This window comes from Blautia sp. MSK.20.85 (assembly GCF_013317245.1).
Lineage (GTDB): Bacteria > Bacillota > Clostridia > Lachnospirales > Lachnospiraceae > Blautia_A.
Genome location: NZ_JAAIUN010000041.1, coordinates 1 through 19,875, shown reverse-complemented (window position 1 = coordinate 19,875; position 19,875 = coordinate 1). Strand labels below are relative to the sequence as shown.

The following is a 19,875-nucleotide window of genomic DNA, read 5'->3' as shown; positions in this document are numbered from 1 at the left end:
TTTCCCGTCTCCCCTGATTATATCACAGTTGGCAGCTTTTACTCCAACCACATTATGAATTAAGCTTATTTCTCAAGTTCTTTTAATGCTGCAAGAACCCTTTCCGGACGGGCAGGGATACGTGTAATACGTGCACCTGTCGCATTAAAGATTGCATTCAGGATTGCAGGATGTGGAGCATCCAGTGGAGCCTCACCACAACCAGCCGCACCGTAAGGACCACTTGGACGATATGTTTCATTGAAGTGAAGTTCAATATCATCCGGAGCATCCTTTGGATATGGAATACCACAATTCTTCAAAGTGGTGTCATGGTTCAAATCTTCAAAATCTTCCGAAAGAGCAAGACCGATACCCTGTACAAGACCACCATAGAAATTACCTTCTACAAGAAGTCTGTTCATGATCGTACCTACGTCAGCTACGCAAGTAAATTTCTCAACGGTAACTTTACCTGTTTCTGTATTAACAGCAACTTCCGGCAGGAAGATAGTATACATATAAGTTGCAAATGGATCGCCCTGTGCGGTATCCTGATCGATCGGATGATCTGCACAGAATGTAGTTACCCAGTTACCTTCATATTTTGTTGCAAGCCCTTCTGCTACCATCTCATCATAAGTACGGAATGTTCCGTCTTCTTTCTTCATTGCTGCTACAAGATTTTCTGCAGCCAGACGACATGCATTACCTGACATAACCTGTGAGCGTGATCCTCCTGCAGGTCCTGCATTCGGACATGTCTTCGTATCATTCATAACCAGTTTAATCTGTTCCGGTCTGATTCCTGCCTGACGCAGTGTTTCATGAGATGATACAAGAACACCCATATCAGCCCCCTGTCCATGATCTTCCCATGCAGCATACATCGTAACGGTTCCATCCGGATTTAATTCTGCAAATGCATTTGATGTATCAACACCATCAAGACCACAACCGTATACTCCAAGAGATACACCGATACCATATTTCATCTTTCCGTCAGAAGCTGCATTCTTTTCGGCAACACGTTTTTTCGCCGCTTCATACAATGGACGTGCTTTCTTAAACAAATCTTCCTCACAATATACCTCCGGTGGATAACCTGTCGGGATGGTAGTGCCCTCTGATTCTTTATAGCAGTTCATTTCACGGATATCAAACGGATCGATTCCCATCTTAGCTGCCAGCACGTCAATTGCAATCTCAGATCCCATATAAGACTGTGGTGAACCATAAGCACGGAATGCGGAGCCCCATGCATGGTTTGTAAATACGGTTGTTGATTTATTACGAATAGAATTAATTCCATAACCTGCGCCTGTAAACTGAGAAAGTCTCATGGTAAGCAGATCGCCAAATTCTGAATATGGACCGTGATCTACATAGTTGTTACCCCAAAGTGCTAAGAGTTTACCATTTTCATCTGCTGCAAGCTTAATATTCATAAATGCAGGAGATCTCTTTCCTGTATAAGTAATGTTCTGGAACTGATTAAATACCAGCGATACCGGACGTTCCAGAATCTTAACAGCTGCACCAATCAGAGCCTCATTTGTCGGTGAGAACTTGTAACCAAATGTTCCGCCTGCATGGTTCTGAACAAGTCTTAAGTTTTCCATTGGTACACCGATACCATCTGCGATCATAGGCATATGAAGATGTATACCGATAGATTTGGAATGCACTGTTATCATACCGTCTTCATCAATATATCCATAACCACAGTCCGGCTCAAGGTGAAGATGAGGCTGGCGTGAACAGTAGGACTCGATCTCAACCTGCTGTGAATCCGGAATGCTGTCCCAGTCAAAGTCCGGTCCCTTGATACAGTTTGTCTCAAAAAATGCGTTTGGAGTACCAGGATGGATCTCTGCTGCATCCGGTGCGATTGCATCCATTGCGTTCATATATGCAGGAAGTTCTTCGATCTCCACCTTAACTGCATCTGCTGCTGCACGTGCATGCTCTTCTGTGTCGGCAGCTACGATCGCAATCGCATCACCAAACTGAAAGATCTTTTCGTCGCAGAGTACAGGACGCTCAAATCCGTCTGTCTTATTGTGTTTCGGAAGCATTACAAGACCATTGATCTTGTTGGTTCCGCCTGCTGCCTTAATGTCCTTCGCTGTAATAACACGAACAACTCCCGGCATACTCTCTGCTTCTGTTGTATCGATACTGAGAATATTTGCGTGAGAAACCTTGGCCTGTGTAAGTGCAAGACGAAGAGTTCCCTCCGGCATCTTTAATGCATCATCTGCACCGAAATCCCAGGTACCTGTTACCTTCTGTGCTGCTGATGGACGGATATAGTTTGTACCGACGATAGAATCACCTGTCTGCTTGAATACGAGGTCTTCTTTAGTCATCTCGCCACGCATAACTGCTGCTGCCGCCATGGTCGCATCGATAAGCGGCTTGTAACCTGTACAACGACAGAGATTACGCTGCTTGTTAAACCAGTCCCTCACTTCTTCACGGGTAGGGCTCGGATTATTATCGAGAAGAACCTTTGCTGAAATAATAAAACCTGGTGAACAGAAACCACACTGTGCACATCCATATGCCATCCATGCAACCTGTATCGGATGCATATCAGAAATTGTTCCCACACCCTCGATTGTTGTGATCTCTGCATTGTCCGGAACACGGCTCATCTTGTAAATACAGGATCTTGTAACTTTTCCGTTCATAATAACATTACATGCTCCGCAATGACCTTCTCCACAACCGATCTTACATCCTGTAAGAAGAAGATGCTCACGAAGTACCTGAGCCAGTGTCTCATCCTTATCAAGAATAAGGATTCGCTCCACACCATTGATCTTCAATGTCTTTTTAATCATGTTTCATTCCTCCTTTAAAAAATACACGTTCCGATGTTACAAATCTTCTGACTTATGTGTTCCGCATGGATCATGATCGACTCCCTTACCCGTCAGATCTTTAAGTCTTTCCATTCCTCTGACAGAATAGAAAACAATGGAAGAGCTGCTTCCGTCCAAATTCTCACCGCTGAGTTTTAAAACATTCGCATTCTCATAATAATCAATCGGAAGTGTCCGACTGTATTGCTCTCCTGTGCGCTCATCTTTTACCTGTATCGTAACTTCTTTTGCGGTAATTTCAAAAATCTTATCCATGGAAACGTTCTCCTGTTTACATTATTTTGTATAATTTCATGTTATCATAATTTTGTACAGTTTTACAAATTGTAAATAATTATTAGTTGGCTATTTTCGCCATTTTTTATATTGTTTTTATTACTTTATTTAAAAATTTTACTATTTATCCTCACTTTTCATGCTATAATAATATCAAATTTGTACAATGTTATTTTTAGGAGGTATCTATGATGCAGACAGGTGCTCTCATCGTAGCTGCAGGGAAATCGTCACGAATGGGAGACTTCAAGCCCATGCTTCAGCTTGGATCCATTTCCATCGCGCAGCGTGTGATTAATAACTTCCGGCAGGCCGGAATCTCTAAAATAGTGGTGGTAACCGGATACAATGCGGATGCTCTGGAACGCCACCTTGCTTCCAATCATGTTATTTTTCTTCGAAATGAGGACTATGAAACTACTCATATGTTTGATTCTGTCAGGATTGGACTGGAATATTTAAAAGACAAAGTGGATACGGTACTCTTTACACCTGTAGATGTTCCACTATTCACAGCACATACCGTTACACAAATGCTTTCTCTTGGACAGCCTCTTGTCACTCCGGTCTGTAACGGAACTCCAGGTCATCCGATCCTGATTCGTTCCTCATTAATTGAGTCCATTTTAAGCAATGATGGAAACACTGGTCTGAAGGGTGCTGTAGAACATTGTGGAACTCCCATGTATTGTTTAAATGTAGAAGATCCTGGAATCATTCATGATGCGGATACACCAGAGGATTATGTAGAACTTCTTCGTGCACACAATCAAAGTCTGATCCGTTCAGAGATTCAGATTCAGCTGGCACGGGAAAAGGTCTTCTTTGATGAACAGCTTTATTCGCTGCTTACACTGATTCATGAAACAGGATCTGTTCGTGATGCCTGCGAACGCATGCACATTTCCTACTCCACCAGCTGGAATCTGATCCATACATTAGAATCTCAGCTTCATGAACCGCTGATTATTCGAAGTCAGGGCGGTGTAAAGGGCAGTCACAGTGAGCTGACACCATACGGAGAAGAATTTTTGAAGCGATATGCCCGTTTTTCAGAGGAAACACGTACCTGTTCCGAAGCAATATTTGAAAAGTGTTTCAGAGGATTTTTCAATGCGTAATCTTTATCTTATTCGACACGGAAAACCACAATATCCAGATGAACATTCTTACTGTATCGGTCAGACTGATTTTTCTTTATCTATGCTTGGACATCTGCAGTCAGTCCTTCTTCACGGAGAACTGGATGATAAAATAACTGCTGTTTACTGCAGTCCTTTGTCAAGAGCTATGGAAACGGCTGCACATATCACACCTGATCTTCCACATATCACTATCTCAGATTTAACAGAACGAAATCTGGGAGAATGGGATGGTCTTTCATTTGATGAGATACGCAAAAGATGGCCGGACATATATGAAGCACGTGGAATGAATCCTGATTACCCGATTCCAGGAGCAGAAACTCCTTTCGCATCTGGCATGCGTTTTTCGCAGGCAATTTATGAGATTCTTCGTTCTTCTGAGGGTGATATTGCGATTGTTGCTCATACAGATGTAATTTCTTCTTATCTGTATTTGCTTGATTCAAAACAGCATGCCAGACAGTATTTTCGTCTTCCATGTGGTTCCTATTATCATCTGAACACAGACGATAACGATCATGTTGTCTTATCCGATTTGACTTACCTGCTGCCTCATCCTGACTTGCATGACGAACTATGCCGGATGCTTCGCGATTCGGTGTCTCTTCCTCATCATGTACAAGCGCACAGTGATGCAGTGACTGAATTGGCTTGCCATTTCTGCGATCTGCTGGAATCTCATGGTTACTTTTTTAATAAAAAACTAATTCGCTCCGGAGCACTCCTTCACGATATTGCCAGACTTCAAAAACATCACACCAAAACAGGTGGTGATCTTTTCTTACAATTAGGCTATACTGAAATCAGTCAGATTATTTCACAACATCATGGTTTACAGAAGACACTTCTGAATGAAGCGGCTATCGTCTTTTTATCAGATAAACTGATTCAGGAAACCGAACGTGTAACCATCGAAAAACGATTTGCGGAAAGTCTGTGTAAATGTAACAGTCCCGAAGCTTTGAAATCTCATGAACGACAGCTTAAACAGGCTCTTGATCTGCAAAATATGATACAGACCATCTGTCACATGACGATATGACTTATAGAAAATTACAGGAGGTGTTTTATATATGAGAACTTTATTTCAGATCATACAACAAGAATTTCAAAAAGGAAACGACCTTGTGCTTGCATCCATCGTTGCTTCCTCAGGATCAACGCCAAGAGGTGCCGGTTCCCGTATGTTGGTTGGAAAAAAAGGCCGAATTGCCGGAACCATAGGCGGAGGTTCTGTCGAATATCGTGCAGAGCTTATGGCACTTGATATTCTTGAAAAGAAAGAATCCTGTGAACATGAATTCCGGTTGAATCGCAAAGATGTTGAAAATATCGGTATGATTTGTGGTGGTGATGTTACCGCATTTTTCCAGTATCTGGATCATAATGACCCTATTATTATGGAACTTGCCGTAACTGCTGAGACATTATATAAAGAACGAAAAGATTTCTGGCTGATCTGTGATCTTCATGCTACATCCGGTATGAGTCTTTACAGTGCATCCTATGGATTGACTGGAAATGCTGATGTTCCTTCTTCCATCTTATCTTCCTTATCTGCAAGACCATGCCGTCATCGCAATGAAACCTGTGACCTGTTTACAGAACAAATCGGTACATCCGGAACTGTCTATGTATTTGGAGGCGGGCATGTTTCACAAAAGCTGGTACCAATACTTGCAAGTGTTGACTTTCACTGCATCGTTCTGGATGACCGTCCGGAATTTACAGATCCTGCTCTTTTCCCGGATGCAGCAGAGACAATCCTTTGCGATTTTGATCATCTGGATCAGAGCATTTCTATCACAGATGCTGATTATTGCTGTGTCATGACACGAGGTCATGCCTATGATACGATTGTGCAGGCACAACTTCTTGCCACACCTGCATGCTATATCGGCGTCATTGGAAGTCTTGCCAAAAGAGCTGGTGTATTTCATCGTCTCGTAGAAGAGTATGGAATCGATGAGCGAGAATTAGACCGTATTATCACGCCTGTGGGACTTAATATTAAAGCAGAAACACCTGCTGAAATCGCAATATCTATCACAGGACAAATGATTCAGGTTCGAGCTGAAAGAAAGGCTGCTATGAAATGATGACAAAACATGTCTACAAAACTATTATATTCGGTGCCGGACAAATTGGGCAGATGACTGCCCGACTTCTTGGAAATTCCTATCAGATCATGTGCTTTGCCGATAATGATCCGCGCAAACATGGACAATTTATTGGTAATATCCCAATCTGTTCTCCATCAAAGGCCGCTGCTCTTCTTCCTGATCTGATTATTCTTGGTGTATTGGATGAAGAGCGGCGTGGTTCTATGATGCAGCAGATGGAGCACTTGGGCTATCACGGTTCATTTTGTGATCCTTCTGCACTTCGCATGTTCGATGCACGGGTTGCGGTTATGCGCCTTTTAGCCGAACAGATGCATCAACAAAATATCCCTGGAGATGTGGCAGAACTTGGTGTTTTCCAGGGTGATTTTTCTTGCCTGATCAGTACAGCCTTTCCAGATCGAAAAATACATCTTTTTGATACTTTTGAAGGCTTTTCAGAAAAAGATATTGCCGTAGAAACCTCCAGGCATCTGTCTCGCGCTAAAACAGGTGACTTTTCTTCTACAGATGTAGACTCTGTTCTTCGCATCATGCCTGATCCATCACATGTGATCATCCATAAAGGATGGTTTCCGGATACTTTTTCCGATATTACCGATGAAACTTTCTGTTTCGTATCATTAGATGCAGATCTCTATGCTCCAACTGCTGCTGCATTACCTCTGTTTTATGAACGTCTGTCTATCGGCGGAGTTCTCCTGATCCATGACGTATACAGTACCCAGTTTTCCGGATGTAACAAAGCTGTAGACGAATTCTGCCTGAAACACCACCTGTTTGCAGATCCTGTATGCGATCTGCATGGAAGTGCTATTATCCGAAAAATCATTTAAAACCTAATCGGAAGCCTTTCATAATCCTATACGCCTTCTGTATTATGCTATTTTACGAGATACCCTCCATCCACCGGAATGATTGCTCCGTTGAGATAGTCGGATGCATCTGATGCCAGAAAATCTGTGATCTCTTTATAAAGTCTGGCATCATATACCGCTATCAGCGATTCTTCTTTTCCATTATGACACAGCATAGTCACCGGTTGGTCGGCTTTTTCCATTGCGAACTTCAACAGATTTTGAAGTTCTTCCACAGGTACCAGCGGCGTATCTACCCCCAGCACCAGGCATTTTTCTGTCTTTGCCCTTCGAAAACAGCTCTCCAGACCGCCAAGTGGACCCTGACCGGAAATTCGATCCGGCACAATCTCTTCCCCTCACTGTGTTCCACGATATCCAGAAATTAAGATCTGTTTTGCTCCCAACTGACATCCTTTTCCGATCTGTATCTCCAAAAATGTCTGTCCATCTAAAAGCAGATCTGACTTCTCCCTTCCCATATGGCTGCTGGCACCACCTGCCAGGACTACCAGCGTAAAATCTGATGGCAATTGCTGTTCTGCCAACTGACCGTTTTCTAATTCAGATATATCAGTCTGCATTTTCCGATTATTTTCTGGCACAGTTCGTTGCCTCCCCGGTCAGGATCTGTAATCCATGTTCCAGCGCTGGAATAATATATTCCAGACTTTCTCTGACTGCTTTCGGGCTTCCCGGCAGATTCACGATCAGTGTTCCTTTTCGAATACCTGCTGCTGCACGACTGAGCATAGCTCTTGGTGTAATCGTCATACTATATGCTCTCATTGCTTCCGGAATCCCCGGCACTTCACGTTCTATAATATCCTTTGTTGCCTCCGGCATACAGTCTCTCGGCGAAAATCCGGTTCCACCCGTAGTTACAATCAGCTCTGCTATTCCCTCATCTGCTATACGAGCCATCTCATCTGCCAGCATCTTTCTGTCATCCGGCAAAAGAATGGTATGCACCACTTCGTAATCGTTCGCTTCCAAAATTTCCTGGATTACCGAGCCACTTTTATCTTCTCTCTCTCCTGCATATCCAGAATCACTGGATGTGATAATCGCAGCTTTCATAATTCCTTATCCTCCTATCTGGGACATTAATTTACATTCATCTGTCTCAATCTCTTCCGATGTAAAATGATGACTGACCGGTTTTTCCCATATTACTTTCTGTATTGCCTCTGTCAGTTCATCAGCTGTGCATCCTGAACGCATCAATTTCTTCAAATCCGTTCCAGTCTGATATTGCAGACAGGCTTTTAAAAATCCTTCTGCTGTCATACGCACACGATTACACTGGTCGCAAAACTTATGCGTCATCGCACTGATAAATCCTATTTTACCCTGAAATTCTTCTATTTTATAATAATGACACGGTCCATTCCCATATCGTTCTTTTATTGGAGTCATTCTTCCATATGCTTTCTCTAATATTTCGCATATTTCACTTTCTCCCCGAAACTGAAAATCCTTTCCATATCCAATCGGCATCATTTCAATGAAACGAACATGAATCGGATATTGCTTTGCAAGTCTCGCTATCGATACCAGATTTTCCTGCTCTTCCACTACCGGCACACAATTAATCTTCAATCCAATCTGCGGATACTGTAATGCCGCCTGGATTCCATACAGCACCCGATCCAGACTTTCTCTCCTGGTTACCTTTGCAAACTCTGCTGCATTTAAAGTATCCAGACTGATATTTATATCATCAAGCCCCGCTTCTGCTAGATCTGCTATCTGTTCTTCGAGCAATACACCATTGGTCGTTAATGTCACTTTTTCGATGCCAGGAAGTTCTTTTAACATTCGAACCAGTGTGGCACAATTCTTTCTAATTAACGGTTCTCCTCCGGTCAGTTTGATCTTACGTATACCTAAACCAGTCATACATCTGCTGATTCTGGTAATCTCATCATAAGTCAGAATTTCTTCATGCGAGATCTGCACAACTCCATTTTCCGGCATACAATAGACGCACCTGAGATTACATCGATCTGTAATGGATATCCGCAGATAGTCAATCTCTCTTCCAAATCTATCCTTCATACTATTCTTTCGGGTTTCGATATAACCCGCTTTTTCCTCCGCTTTTTTCTACCAGATGAATGTCCGTCAGCTCCATGGACTTGTCAATTGCCTTACACATGTCATAAATTGTCAAAAGTGCCACATTCACACCAGTAAGCGCCTCCATCTCCACACCGGTCTGACCTTCCGTTTTGGCTGTACAGATTGCCGTAATTTCAAGATTTTCTTCATCCAGTTCAAAATCTACCGAACACTTCTGAATCATCAGCGGATGACACATCGGAATCAGATGAGATGTCTGTTTTACCGCCATAATGCCAGCCACTCTTGCTACTCCAAGTACATCTCCTTTTTTCACAGTCCCCTGTTTCACTGCATCCATCACAGCCTGACAGACACGAATCTTGCCTTTTGCTACTGCTGTTCTGGATGTCGGTATCTTTCCGGACACATCCACCATAACAGCGTTACCCTTCTGATCAAAATGATTCAGCTTATTCTCCATCTGCCTCACCTGCTGCCTTCTCTATCACAATTTCATCGCCTTCTGTCAATACGCCACCATGAAGTACTCTGGTAAAGATACCTTCTCTTGGCATAATACAGTCACCCATAATTTTATAAATCTCACATCCACTATGACATTTTTTCCCGATCTGTGTCACTTCTAATAATACCTCTCCGCTGCGAAGTCTGGTGCCAACCGGCAATGCCTTCAGATCGTATCCACTTACAATCAGGTTTTCTCCAAATGCTCCGTCTTCGATCGGTGCTCCCTTTGCCTTGAATTCTTCTATTTTTTCATAAGAAAGAAGACTCACCTGGCGATGCCACTTGCCGGCATGGGCGTCCTTCTCGATTCCAAATTCTTCCATCAGTCTGGCACTATGTACATTCTTTTTCTGTGTACCTTTCTTCTCACTGATATTTACCGCCATAATCTTTCCCATTTTATTTCCTCCTTCATCCCTCAATTCACTCTTTCGAAATAAAGAGATGTCCATTATACTAGATCTAGTATAACACATAGTAAACATGATAAAAGAATTGTTTTTTCAATTGGAGAAATTATGTATATTAACGAACATATGATGGATGTCTATATAAATGATCATCTGACTATGAAACTTGTTTGCCTGCCCCAGCATCTGACTGAACTGGTTCTTGGAAGATTACTGACAGAACAAATCATCACGTCTTCCGAAGATGTAGATCATATCTATATCTGTGAATATGGAAAACGTGCAAAAGTCTATTTAAAAAATTCGGCACGCAGCACACAATCCTCATCGGATGCCTTTGTAGAAGTAACTCCTACCTGCTGTACCGGCAATCATATTTTAAATGATTACTTTGTTACATCCAAAGAGCCGCAGTCACTTACACCGATTTTCTGGAAACCAGAATGGATCTTTCATATGGCGGATGCCTTTGCGGATGGTTCTCCTCTCCATGGCATTACCTTTGCCACACATAGCTGCATTCTCGCTCAAAAAGATCACATTCTGTTTTCCTGCGAAGATATCGGACGGCACAATGCTTTGGATAAAGTGATCGGCTACGCTCTGCGGCACAATATTGACCTGCATCAATGTATGGTATATTCCAGCGGCAGAATACCTACTGATATGACTTTAAAGGTCATCCATGCAGGGATTCCAATTCTCTCCAGCAAGGCTTCTCCTACTTCTGAAGCAATTGATCTTGCAAAAAAATATCACCTGACCCTGATCTGTGCAGCCAGAAGGGATCGAATGAAAGTATTTACGAAATAATGTTTGACAACCACATATTAAACCACCGGAACTGGATATTGAAAGCTTTTTCGCATTTTTCACGAAAGAATCACCGTATCATAGATTACCTCAACCTTGATACGGTGATTCTTTCATTTATTTTAATAACATCACATCTTTTTCATCTATCCCAATCCATATCTTATTTCCAGAAATATGCTTTTGGTACTGCTGCCATTGTTCTTTCGTCACATCTACGCGAATCCTGGCTTCTTCTTTCGTAGATACGATCAAGATATACGAAAACACGTCCTCAATCACTCTTTCCACTTTACATGGAAATACGTTTTTCGTTGTGCCATCTGCTTCCGGTAGTACCGGATGTATAAAGTGACTTCGCACTCCTACACTGCTGGCGTCTTCTTTTCCTGTGGTATCACACTGCAATGTAATTCCCCAGTCCAGAGCCATGACTTCGCCTGCTGCTGTCATAGCCTGCGGGCGATCCTCTATGGCTGCCACTTCCACCAGTTCTGCACCAAATTCTTTCATGCGAGCCGCCAGAAGTCCCTGATTACAATCATAAATCTTCCCCGGAATCAATCTTTTTCCGGGTGCCATTACTTCATCTCCGGTAGTCAGAACAGCTGCTCTTACCCGACGATAAACCTTCACTTTTATGACTCCCATACTGGCCAGTATACCTGCTTCAATAAATCCGATTTTGTCACCCTTTTTCAAAAGAACCGTTCCATTTTTAAAATTCTCTCCCTGATAACAGTAATTCTGCCACTGTCCGGTCGGACGGAAGATTCTGACAGTCTCTTCTCCATAATCTGTATCCTCCTGACGGACACAGCAGTCACAGCCTTTCGGAATAGCTGCGCCTGTCATAATCCGAACCGCCTGCCCCTTTTCCACTGTGACTCTGGAATACTGCCCCGCATCAATCTCTTCCAATACCGTCAACTGTACCGGATGACTTTCTGATGCATCCATTATATCCTCCGCTTTGCAGGCATAACCATCCACAGGTGATCTGTCAAACGGCGGGTTATCAAATCCTGCAATCATATCCTTTGCCAACACTCTTCCACATGCCTGCAAAAGTGGTACAGTTTCCGTTTCCTCTATTACTTTTGTATGTTCCAGCAGTGCTTCCAGTGCCTACTCTACCGTAAGCTTTTCCATGCTTATTCCTCCTGTCCTGCTCTTATACGCCCTTTCCAAAGCTGCAGTTCGGATAATGACATTCTTTGCAACCAAGACAGAATCCGCCATTTCCCATATGTGCCAGATCTTTTTTTGTCACTTCTATACCTGCGATAATACGTGGCAGAACAAGATCAAATACGGTGGCTTTTGCATACATCACACATCCCGGCAGTCCCATTACCGGTGTGCCATCTTCCAGATAGGATAACAGGAACATCGCTCCCGGAAGTACCGGAGCACCATAAGATACGATTCTCGCTCCTGTATTTTTGATCGCGCCCGGTGTCTTATCATCTGGATCCACGCTCATACCACCGGTACAGACAATCAGATCTGCCCCTTCTTCTTTTAATTTCATAATAGCGGCAGTGATTTTTTCCATATCATCATTGCACAGAATATGTCCGTGAATTTCAGCACCGTAAGATTTCATTTTTTCGATGATTACCGGTGTGAAAGTATCCTTAATTCTTCCATAAAATACTTCATTTCCGGTGGTTACAATTCCTACCTTCCGTTTCTTATAAGGTGCCAGCGATACCAGCGGTTTTTCTCCTGCTGTTTTCTTCACCAAATCCATTTTTTCTTTTGCAATCACCAGCGGAATCACACGGGTTCCTAAAAGACGGTCACCTTTTTTTACCGGGAAATTTGTATGACGGGTGGCAATCATAATCTCATCGATCTCATTAATAGCATCCAGCCTCGGCACATCCACCTGAAATACTCCGTCACAATCTGCAATCAACTCAATTTTTCCTTCTTTTACATCCGTTGGATGCATATTCTCATTGATGCACACATCACACAGAATCTGCGCTGCTTCATTTTCATGCAAAGTATTTTCATCCTTCTCCCACACATAAAGATGGTCTTTTCCCAGAGATAGCAAAACCGGAATATCTTCTTCCTGTACAATATGTCCTTTACGAAAGGCTGTATCTTTTACCACATCCTTCACAATTCTGGTAATATCATGGCACAGTACATGTCCTACCGCGTCCGTTGTTTTAATACACTTCATGACGTTCCCCTTTTACTTTCTGTCTAGAAAAGTTATAAATTTATATGGAGTAATTGTAACATATTGCCAAGAAAAACACAACTTTCATAAACACGGGAGTTTGACACATTGAAATCCAAAAAAATACCGCAAAGCCTTGAACACGGGATGTAATTATTCTTCTACAGCGAATAAATATGGTTGCTCCTACGGACAAGTTTATGCATGGGTTAGAAAATATAAAGATAAAGGAATCGAAGGATTATATGATCGACGAGGTAAGAACAAAGCGATTTCTCAATTATCAGATATTGAGAAGTTGAAAGCTGAAAACCGACTACTAAAAGCTCAAACACAGCAGCAACAAATGGAGATTGATTTCTTAAAAAACTCGACGAAATAGCCTGCAAATAAAAAGTCAAGGCTAAATTGAAAGAACATTGAAAATTTTATACAGGTTGAAAATTGGGTATCAAAATAAGACCACCACACCAGTGCTGGTCTGAAAATATTAGTGGATAATTAAGATTCTGGAAGAGATGCAAGATATTCTTTCACTCGACCATAGTAGATTCTTATAAACTTGTTGGCACCCGCAGTCATATAGACATAATAGGGTTTACCTTGAGAACGTTTCTTATCCAAGAACTGATATACCGGATCATCTTGTGGCATCATCTTGATAAGAACATCCATTACTTGAAATAGGGTCTTTCGTAGATCTGCAGAGCCACGTTTTGAGGTAGGAACACTTTTTTGTTCATAGGTTCCAGATTCATTAACACCAGGATCTACACCGGCAAATGCAGTAATAGCACCTTTGTGAGTGAAACGGGAAACATCTCCGATCTCAGCCATCAACTGAGGACCAAGTGAAGTTCCAACACCTTTCATAGCCATAACGACAGGATATTCCGGGAGTTTGGATGCAGTTTCATTCATGAGAGTGCGTAGTGACTCAACAGTTGTAGAGACACTAATAAGCTGGTCTATAGCTTGCTTGATAATAAGCTTTGTAATGGCATCCTTTGGAAGTACAGGAACAAGTTCCTTCGCTTTTCCATAGATTTCTTCAGCTTTTGACTGACTGAAGTTGTACTTCTTGCGTTTGCACCAGTTTTGATAATGGTCGATAAAGGCATTTAGGGATATTTTACGGACACAGTCCACATGCCAGTATGTAGATGCAAAATCAACCCATTTCTGGCTGCCATCACTGCGTGCAGGACTGTCAAAGTAAGTATTAACACCAGGATAGGTTTGGTCAAGGATGCTGATAAGATTATTCTTCATGGCTGTTTTATGCTTCATGTAGAAGCCAAACTGACGGTTCATGGTTTTAAGCTGATTGCGTAATTCATCCATAACACTATACTGTTTAAGATTTTGCCATTTGTCAAGTGCATAGCGTGCAATCTTAACGGCATCCGCTTTATCAGATTTGACTTTACGAAGGGAATCATTATCAAAATCCTTGATAAGTTTGGGGTTAATGGTACTGACGAAAAGGTTAGCCTCTGAAAGCTGATGGGCAAGGACTTCGTAGTAACGTCCGGTATGTTCCATCACGATTCGTGACTCACCTTCAACAGAGTTGATGAGTTCTACAAGTGAATGGATGTCACTGGTTGTGTGTTTGATTTCAAAGGGGGTGGAAACGATTTCACCGAAAGGTCGCATGATAGCAACCATACTTTTACCCTTAGAAACATCGATACCTACTGCGTTCATAAATTTGTCACTCCTTAAGATTATTGCAATGGATAAGTACCAGTTTTACTCATTGCCTATTCAATCTACTGTGGTGTGACACGAATGCGCCTGTGACGATTCAACCTGCATAAAACGAACGCTGCGAATGAGGAACTGGTTATCAGTCTATTTTACGGACGCGAAGTCCAAGAAAGGAAGCCGATATACCGATTGCTCCATCATTATACAGCTTAAGCAACAAGATGGATAATTCCTTACTGGTTGTAAGGGATGTTAACCATAAATATATTGTAGTAGAGAGGAGGTGAACCTGACCAAGACACGCAATACAACAAAATACCTTGCAATCAAAGAATTATAGATTATTTCTGGCTTTCCATACTGGCAGTCATAATTGTTATCTCCATAATCATCGCATATTATGCCTCTGCCCATGAGCAGGCATCTTCCCAACCAGTATCTGCTAAACGCCATTCTGACATTGATGTAACTTTTGACGCTCTGCGTTCATCCCTGGAAGACACATCAAAATGCTATCTATGTGGAAATGCGGAAGAAAGCCTAATGAGCTACTACAAAAATTTTGACACCATTGGATTGATATCGCTGAATGACTGGTATGTGATTGATTTTCCACTGAAAAATTACGATGAAAACGGAAATGAGATAGAAAGTGCTGCTTCAACTTCATTCCTCTCTGGGAATACAGGTGAAATAGCTTATTCTTCAGATGGAACTCCAAGCCGTGGTATGGCAAGCATAGATGTGACGTTGCCGATAAATTATGAAGTTGATACCAACATGTTGGAAAAGCATTTATGTCAGAACTGCCTAAATAAAGTAGCTGCTTCATTAGAATACAGAAAATCAAACAGTGAACGCAAAGAGGCTATCTCTCTGTGCATTGTCGATTTCAAAACTCTGGATATCTACTCACTACAAGATTACTGGAGATCATATTTTGTCCGAGATTATTATGTAGAAATGGATTTTGATGATAATATGGTAAAAACAGAAGTATTTTACTTGCCAGAACGTCAATAACAAATATGGGAAAGAGATGGTACTACATGGGAATAATTAAATATTTTAGAAAAAAGTACTGGGAAGCAGCCATTTTCAGGGGTGGGCGGCGCATACCATTTAGCTGCGATGGCTTGACAGCTGTTCCTGATAGAGCCTATGCACTGTTTACAGAAAAAGAATTGGAAAAAATTTACAACGATAGAAATGAATTTTATAAGAAGCTAATGCAGATGATTGATTCATATTAACTAAAGGTCAATCAAAATTTTATTTGTTAAATAAATTAAAAAGTAAATATGTTCAAACATAAGGTCCCGGAATCTTAATTATTTCTGGGGTTTTCTATTATTGGAATAAAGCTATTTATAGCAATTTAAACCGAATTATGATAACATAAGGCAAAGATAAATCGGAATTTACAGGAGAAATATATATGGTTGGAAGAATTTATCATGTAGGACTAACGGTTTCTGATTTGGAACGCTCAATTGCATTCTACAGAGATGTCCTTGGGCTTGAGTTTCAAGGAGAGATTTTTATGGAAGGCGAAGAAACAGATAAAATGTTTCGTAGAGTAAATTGCAAAGCAAGGGTCGCTTATTTGAATGGCTCCAAGGCTGTTGAAGCACCGCCAGTTGAGCTGATTCAGTTTGTAAACAACGAAGTAAAGAAAGTTCCCTCTGATTTGTTTACAACATCTATCTCGGAAGTATGTTTCTACACAGATGATATTGATTCTGCTTACAAACATCTCGTAGATAATAATGTGGAGTGCTTGTCTGAACCGCAGTATTTCGATTTTAGAGCAGATGGATTTGGGGAAAGTAGAGCTTTTTATTTTAGAGACCCGGATGGAATCATTCTTGAGATGATGCAGCCGCTTTAATGAAAAATGGTAAGTACAGGAAAGCGGCAACTTTCAGTTTGTCTGGTTGTCCTTTGAGAGGGGAGAAATCCTCTTCTCAAAGGGCTTTTTCTATTTATACGGATATTCGCAAACTACAAGACAATCCGAAGAATTATCCGTGATTGCAATGATGAGCAGTTTTTGCACAGTGATGAACCTGATGTGTTACTTCCTCATTTTAGCTGCCACTCGCTTAGACATACATTTACAACAAGAATGTGTGAAGCTGGAGTAAATATAAAGGTCATTCAAGACGCACTCGGACATTCAGATATTTCAACTGCACTGAACATCTATGCTGATGTTACAAAAGAAATGAAAGCGGAAGAGTTCAAAGGATTGGATAGCTACTTCAAAGTATAATATTGGACTTCACATACAGAAAGAGAACATACAGAGTGTTGTGTGTTCTTTTTTTCGTTGGATAAAAAGAGAAATGCTTGAATGGGATATCTTTATGTATCTTTAAACGCCCAAATTAGAAATATTACTCTTCTTCACTCTTCTTCAACTTCGAATAATAACTATCCGCAGTATAAAGCGCCGCCACCGGATTATGCCCCAATACACGGTCTTTCGTCACTGCTGTCGTAGTCAGTGCCTCGGAATATTTGTAAAACAGACTGTCATGCCCCACACAAAGTCCGACCACAACATTCAGGTCCGTCTTCGCCTTGTTCAGAAGCTTTGCCTGCAGGATCGGATTACACATATTCACACCGACACCTTCGCAGCATTCCGGGATGCCGACCGATGTCTTCTTCTGTGTTCCGGCTTTACAGCCGACACCATACACCTCAAAGCCATGTCTGCGCAGGATATCTGCCAGGATACGGCTTTCTTTCAACAATCCGACACAGGTTGCGATCCCGATCTTTTTCGCATTAATCTTCTTTGCAAAATCCATGATTTCTTCGACACGGGTATGTTTGCAGTAATTCTCATACTCTACTTCAGCTGCAGCGATTGTTACTTTGCGGTTCTCGTCTTCATTGTAGCATTCCATAGCTTCATTTAGAACTTCTTCATCCATGTGTGTTGTCAGACAAAAATCCGGATAGGTTTTATCCATTTTGTTGCAGTTTTTTACTGCGCAGTCGATACAGGACATGTCTTCTTTTTTCATTTTTTCATTCTCCTTTTGTATACCTTGGTATCTACAGAGGCCTGCCACTGGCAGATTCTCTAGATTAAGCTTTACTTTGTAAAATATCCGCTATTTACTTCATAATAACAAATACTTATACTACAGACAATGGTTTTCCGTTTTTATTTTCTTATTTTTTGTAGTTCTTTTCTATGAGAAACGTTCCCAGATTCAGGGTTGATTTGTCATGAATTGTCGATTCTGATTTTTGAAAAATTATTGAAAATTATCTTTTTAAACTTGAAGATATATAACAGTCTCTCTGATAGACCATCATCTTTGGATTTATACTATCATGTATAGGTTATTTCGTCAATCAAAACATTTATCCACTTCCCTCATTTCAATCCCAGCTCTTTCAATACCTCAGCCAAATACCAGCTACATGGAAGCCAATAAACCATGCAACAGCGGTTCTTTTATTCGCCAGTATATGCAATTTCTATCTCATAGCCGCCGTTCTCATAGTAGGCGTGGGAAAAATAGTATCTTATTGTTATTTCTGAAATATAAAATTTGAATCATAAAACTTCTTTCCCTCTCAAATCCATTTTTACCAAACCAACTACTAACAATCCAATAAAAATTGCCGTGTCCACAAATAACAGTACAACAACACTTTTTACCACTCCGAAAGTAAAAAGTATGGAGAAGATTTCCACTGACAACACAATAAAACACATATAATTTGTCAAATACTCTGTTATAATTTCTCCATAATAATTGTTCATCTGCAATTTCGCATGGGAATTTGCTCATAAATATTGTGGTAAAGTCTGGTATGTCTGTGGAATGGTTATGTTGCCGATAACAGTAATATTCATGCTTTTAGTGATTGGAAAAAAAGAAGATTGTGTTGGGAGTATAGGAGGAATCATCTGTGGTGTTCAACTTATTCCTTTAATTGGGTCTATTCTCCCAACAGAAATAGCATTAAAAAAGAATTTTGATAAGAATGGAACAAGACGATAAATTCCAGTTTGCATATTTCTTAAAAAGATGTATGATATAAAAAAGCTCAGGAGGTTCAAATGAAATCACATAAATACTGGTCCATCGGTGCGCTGGTTTCCATGATCGGAACTTGCTACACCGGCTATAAGGATATGAAATCAGCACATAAATATTTTGCATTCAGTTCACTGATCTGCATGGCTATGGCCATTTACTCAGGTCATAAAATGATTTCTGGCAAATCAAGAAAAAAGAAAGAAGCTGCAGCTGAAGAATCTGCGGAATAATAAGGGGAATAGGGGAGTATTCCATTATATATAAGCCTGGTGGAAAGGGGAGATTCCATCAGGCTCTTTCAGATCTACTCTTCCGTTTCTGGAAAAGATGGCTTATATCGTTTATTTGCAGATTGTGGCACTACGATTTCAAAAAAATAATATCCCAGATACCGGAGCGCTGCTTTTTTCTTCCGGTAAAAATTTGCCCGGCTCATCCCCAGTTCAAGCATAATTTCCATGTCCGCCATTTTTCTGTGCCTGCAGAAGCAGCTATAAAGCACATCATAATATTCGGTTCCAAAATTCGGTGTAAAATATTTTACCAGTGTCATTGCCCGGTTGACCATATCACAAAGTCCATAGATTAGAATGATACTGTTCACTTCCTTTTTCAGTTTTCCCAAATTCATCCGGTAATCATAGGCATCCATATATTGAAGGGCATTCATAAACAAGAAACTCTTGAAGAAGGAGAAATCGGTGTCTTCTTCCTTGATGGTTGATTATTCCGGGACTCTCAGAGCCATCTGTCCGGACTTTGAGAGCCACCATTCCGGAGAATGGGAGCCATATATTCCGGTA

Annotated in this window: 23 protein-coding genes and 2 pseudogenes; 12 read left to right on the top strand and 13 right to left on the bottom strand. The window is 41.2% G+C overall.

The window, feature by feature from the left end:
* Positions 1-65 precede the first annotated feature (65 nt).
* Entirely contained in the window at positions 66-2,828 is a 2,763-nt protein-coding gene (locus tag G5B12_RS15630) for a molybdopterin-dependent aldehyde oxidoreductase (protein ID WP_015526496.1), read from the bottom strand.
* A 36-nt stretch (positions 2,829-2,864) separates the two neighbouring features.
* A complete protein-coding gene (locus tag G5B12_RS15625) occupies positions 2,865-3,125 on the bottom strand; it encodes a hypothetical protein (protein ID WP_092071079.1) in 261 nt (86 codons plus the stop codon).
* 209 nt (positions 3,126-3,334) lie between these two features.
* Between G5B12_RS15625 and G5B12_RS15620 the strand changes: the two genes are divergently transcribed.
* From G5B12_RS15620 to G5B12_RS15605, 4 genes are read left to right on the top strand one after another with little or no spacing between them, the layout of a single operon-like run.
* A complete protein-coding gene (locus tag G5B12_RS15620; RefSeq protein ID WP_021650129.1) occupies positions 3,335-4,267 on the top strand; it encodes an NTP transferase domain-containing protein in 933 nt (310 codons plus the stop codon).
* Complete coding sequence (locus tag G5B12_RS15615; RefSeq protein ID WP_110103573.1) at positions 4,260-5,333, top strand: histidine phosphatase family protein; 1,074 nt, start codon at positions 4,260-4,262, stop codon at positions 5,331-5,333. The genes G5B12_RS15620 and G5B12_RS15615 overlap by 8 nt, the downstream gene beginning before the upstream one ends.
* A gap of 31 nt (positions 5,334-5,364) precedes the next feature.
* Positions 5,365-6,390: an XdhC family protein gene (locus G5B12_RS15610; RefSeq protein WP_173775593.1), complete on the top strand. Its 1,026-nt coding sequence runs from the start codon at positions 5,365-5,367 to the stop codon at positions 6,388-6,390.
* Complete coding sequence (locus G5B12_RS15605) at positions 6,387-7,250, top strand: TylF/MycF/NovP-related O-methyltransferase (protein WP_110103571.1); 864 nt, start codon at positions 6,387-6,389, stop codon at positions 7,248-7,250. The genes G5B12_RS15610 and G5B12_RS15605 overlap by 4 nt, the downstream gene beginning before the upstream one ends.
* A 47-nt stretch (positions 7,251-7,297) precedes the next feature.
* Here G5B12_RS15605 and G5B12_RS18405 read toward each other — a convergent pair.
* From G5B12_RS18405 to G5B12_RS15575, 6 genes and pseudogenes are all read right to left on the bottom strand, one after another.
* Positions 7,298-7,372 (bottom strand): annotated as a pseudogene (locus G5B12_RS18405) (SDR family oxidoreductase); the annotation flags it as partial.
* Positions 7,373-7,375: 3 nt separating this feature from the next.
* A pseudogene (mobA, locus tag G5B12_RS17670) lies at positions 7,376-7,855 on the bottom strand (molybdenum cofactor guanylyltransferase); the annotation flags it as partial.
* 7 nt (positions 7,856-7,862) lie between these two features.
* Positions 7,863-8,351 carry a MogA/MoaB family molybdenum cofactor biosynthesis protein gene (locus G5B12_RS15590; RefSeq protein ID WP_021976150.1) on the bottom strand — a complete coding sequence of 163 codons (489 nt, stop codon included), beginning with the start codon at positions 8,349-8,351 and terminating at the stop codon, positions 7,863-7,865.
* A 6-nt stretch (positions 8,352-8,357) separates the two neighbouring features.
* Complete coding sequence (gene moaA, locus G5B12_RS15585) at positions 8,358-9,332, bottom strand: GTP 3',8-cyclase MoaA (RefSeq protein ID WP_119248128.1); 975 nt, start codon at positions 9,330-9,332, stop codon at positions 8,358-8,360.
* A 1-nt stretch (position 9,333) separates the two neighbouring features.
* The gene (gene moaC / locus G5B12_RS15580) at positions 9,334-9,819 is read right to left on the bottom strand and encodes a cyclic pyranopterin monophosphate synthase MoaC (RefSeq protein WP_119248129.1); all 486 of its coding nucleotides are present in this window, start codon (positions 9,817-9,819) and stop codon (positions 9,334-9,336) included.
* Positions 9,809-10,264: an MOSC domain-containing protein gene (locus tag G5B12_RS15575; protein WP_015526506.1), complete on the bottom strand. Its 456-nt coding sequence runs from the start codon at positions 10,262-10,264 to the stop codon at positions 9,809-9,811. Before G5B12_RS15575 ends, moaC begins: the two co-directional genes overlap by 11 nt.
* A gap of 120 nt (positions 10,265-10,384) precedes the next feature.
* Here G5B12_RS15575 and fdhD point away from each other — a divergent pair, with 120 nt between their 5' ends.
* Entirely contained in the window at positions 10,385-11,089 is a 705-nt protein-coding gene (gene fdhD / locus G5B12_RS15570; protein ID WP_021976152.1) for a formate dehydrogenase accessory sulfurtransferase FdhD, read from the top strand.
* 117 nt (positions 11,090-11,206) lie between these two features.
* On the opposite strand, the gene G5B12_RS15565 is transcribed toward fdhD, so the two are convergent.
* Positions 11,207-12,205, bottom strand: coding sequence for a molybdopterin molybdotransferase MoeA (locus tag G5B12_RS15565; protein WP_304488875.1), 999 nt, complete (start codon positions 12,203-12,205; stop codon positions 11,207-11,209).
* Between the two features lie 58 nt (positions 12,206-12,263).
* Positions 12,264-13,289, bottom strand: coding sequence for a molybdopterin-binding protein (locus tag G5B12_RS15560; RefSeq protein WP_021650138.1), 1,026 nt, complete (start codon positions 13,287-13,289; stop codon positions 12,264-12,266).
* A 136-nt stretch (positions 13,290-13,425) separates the two neighbouring features.
* On the opposite strand from G5B12_RS15560, the gene G5B12_RS18400 reads away from it, so the two are divergent.
* Complete coding sequence (locus G5B12_RS18400) at positions 13,426-13,671, top strand: helix-turn-helix domain-containing protein (protein ID WP_092071104.1); 246 nt, start codon at positions 13,426-13,428, stop codon at positions 13,669-13,671.
* A gap of 119 nt (positions 13,672-13,790) precedes the next feature.
* Here the strand turns inward: G5B12_RS18400 and G5B12_RS15550 are convergent, their stop codons facing one another.
* A complete protein-coding gene (locus tag G5B12_RS15550; protein WP_119248375.1) occupies positions 13,791-14,999 on the bottom strand; it encodes an IS110 family transposase in 1,209 nt (402 codons plus the stop codon).
* Between the two features lie 546 nt (positions 15,000-15,545).
* On the opposite strand from G5B12_RS15550, the gene G5B12_RS15545 reads away from it, so the two are divergent.
* The 4 genes from G5B12_RS15545 (at position 15,546) to G5B12_RS15530 (ending at position 17,277) form a co-directional block, all read left to right on the top strand.
* Positions 15,546-16,025: a hypothetical protein gene (locus G5B12_RS15545; RefSeq protein ID WP_242997149.1), complete on the top strand. Its 480-nt coding sequence runs from the start codon at positions 15,546-15,548 to the stop codon at positions 16,023-16,025.
* Positions 16,026-16,051: 26 nt separating this feature from the next.
* A complete protein-coding gene (locus G5B12_RS15540; protein WP_118512131.1) occupies positions 16,052-16,255 on the top strand; it encodes a hypothetical protein in 204 nt (67 codons plus the stop codon).
* Between the two features lie 185 nt (positions 16,256-16,440).
* The gene (locus G5B12_RS15535; RefSeq protein ID WP_015517515.1) at positions 16,441-16,893 is read left to right on the top strand and encodes a VOC family protein; all 453 of its coding nucleotides are present in this window, start codon (positions 16,441-16,443) and stop codon (positions 16,891-16,893) included.
* A gap of 96 nt (positions 16,894-16,989) precedes the next feature.
* Positions 16,990-17,277 (top strand): tyrosine-type recombinase/integrase, encoded by a 288-nt coding sequence (locus G5B12_RS15530; RefSeq protein ID WP_330597755.1) that lies wholly within the window; start codon positions 16,990-16,992, stop codon positions 17,275-17,277.
* A 124-nt stretch (positions 17,278-17,401) separates the two neighbouring features.
* Here G5B12_RS15530 and G5B12_RS15525 read toward each other — a convergent pair whose 3' ends face one another.
* Positions 17,402-18,040 (bottom strand): DUF1847 domain-containing protein, encoded by a 639-nt coding sequence (locus tag G5B12_RS15525; protein WP_008705300.1) that lies wholly within the window; start codon positions 18,038-18,040, stop codon positions 17,402-17,404.
* 813 nt (positions 18,041-18,853) lie between these two features.
* On the opposite strand from G5B12_RS15525, the gene G5B12_RS15520 reads away from it, so the two are divergent.
* Together G5B12_RS15520 and G5B12_RS15515 are read left to right on the top strand one after the other, a co-directional pair.
* Positions 18,854-19,033 (top strand): hypothetical protein, encoded by a 180-nt coding sequence (locus G5B12_RS15520; protein ID WP_442859967.1) that lies wholly within the window; start codon positions 18,854-18,856, stop codon positions 19,031-19,033.
* Positions 19,034-19,092: 59 nt separating this feature from the next.
* On the top strand, positions 19,093-19,302 hold the full coding sequence (locus tag G5B12_RS15515) for a DUF6219 family protein (RefSeq protein ID WP_005421572.1): 210 nt from the start codon (positions 19,093-19,095) through the stop codon (positions 19,300-19,302).
* Positions 19,303-19,376: 74 nt separating this feature from the next.
* Here the strand turns inward: G5B12_RS15515 and G5B12_RS15510 are convergent, their stop codons facing one another.
* Positions 19,377-19,742: a hypothetical protein gene (locus G5B12_RS15510; RefSeq protein WP_174088740.1), complete on the bottom strand. Its 366-nt coding sequence runs from the start codon at positions 19,740-19,742 to the stop codon at positions 19,377-19,379.
* Between the last annotated feature and the right edge of the window lie 133 nt (positions 19,743-19,875).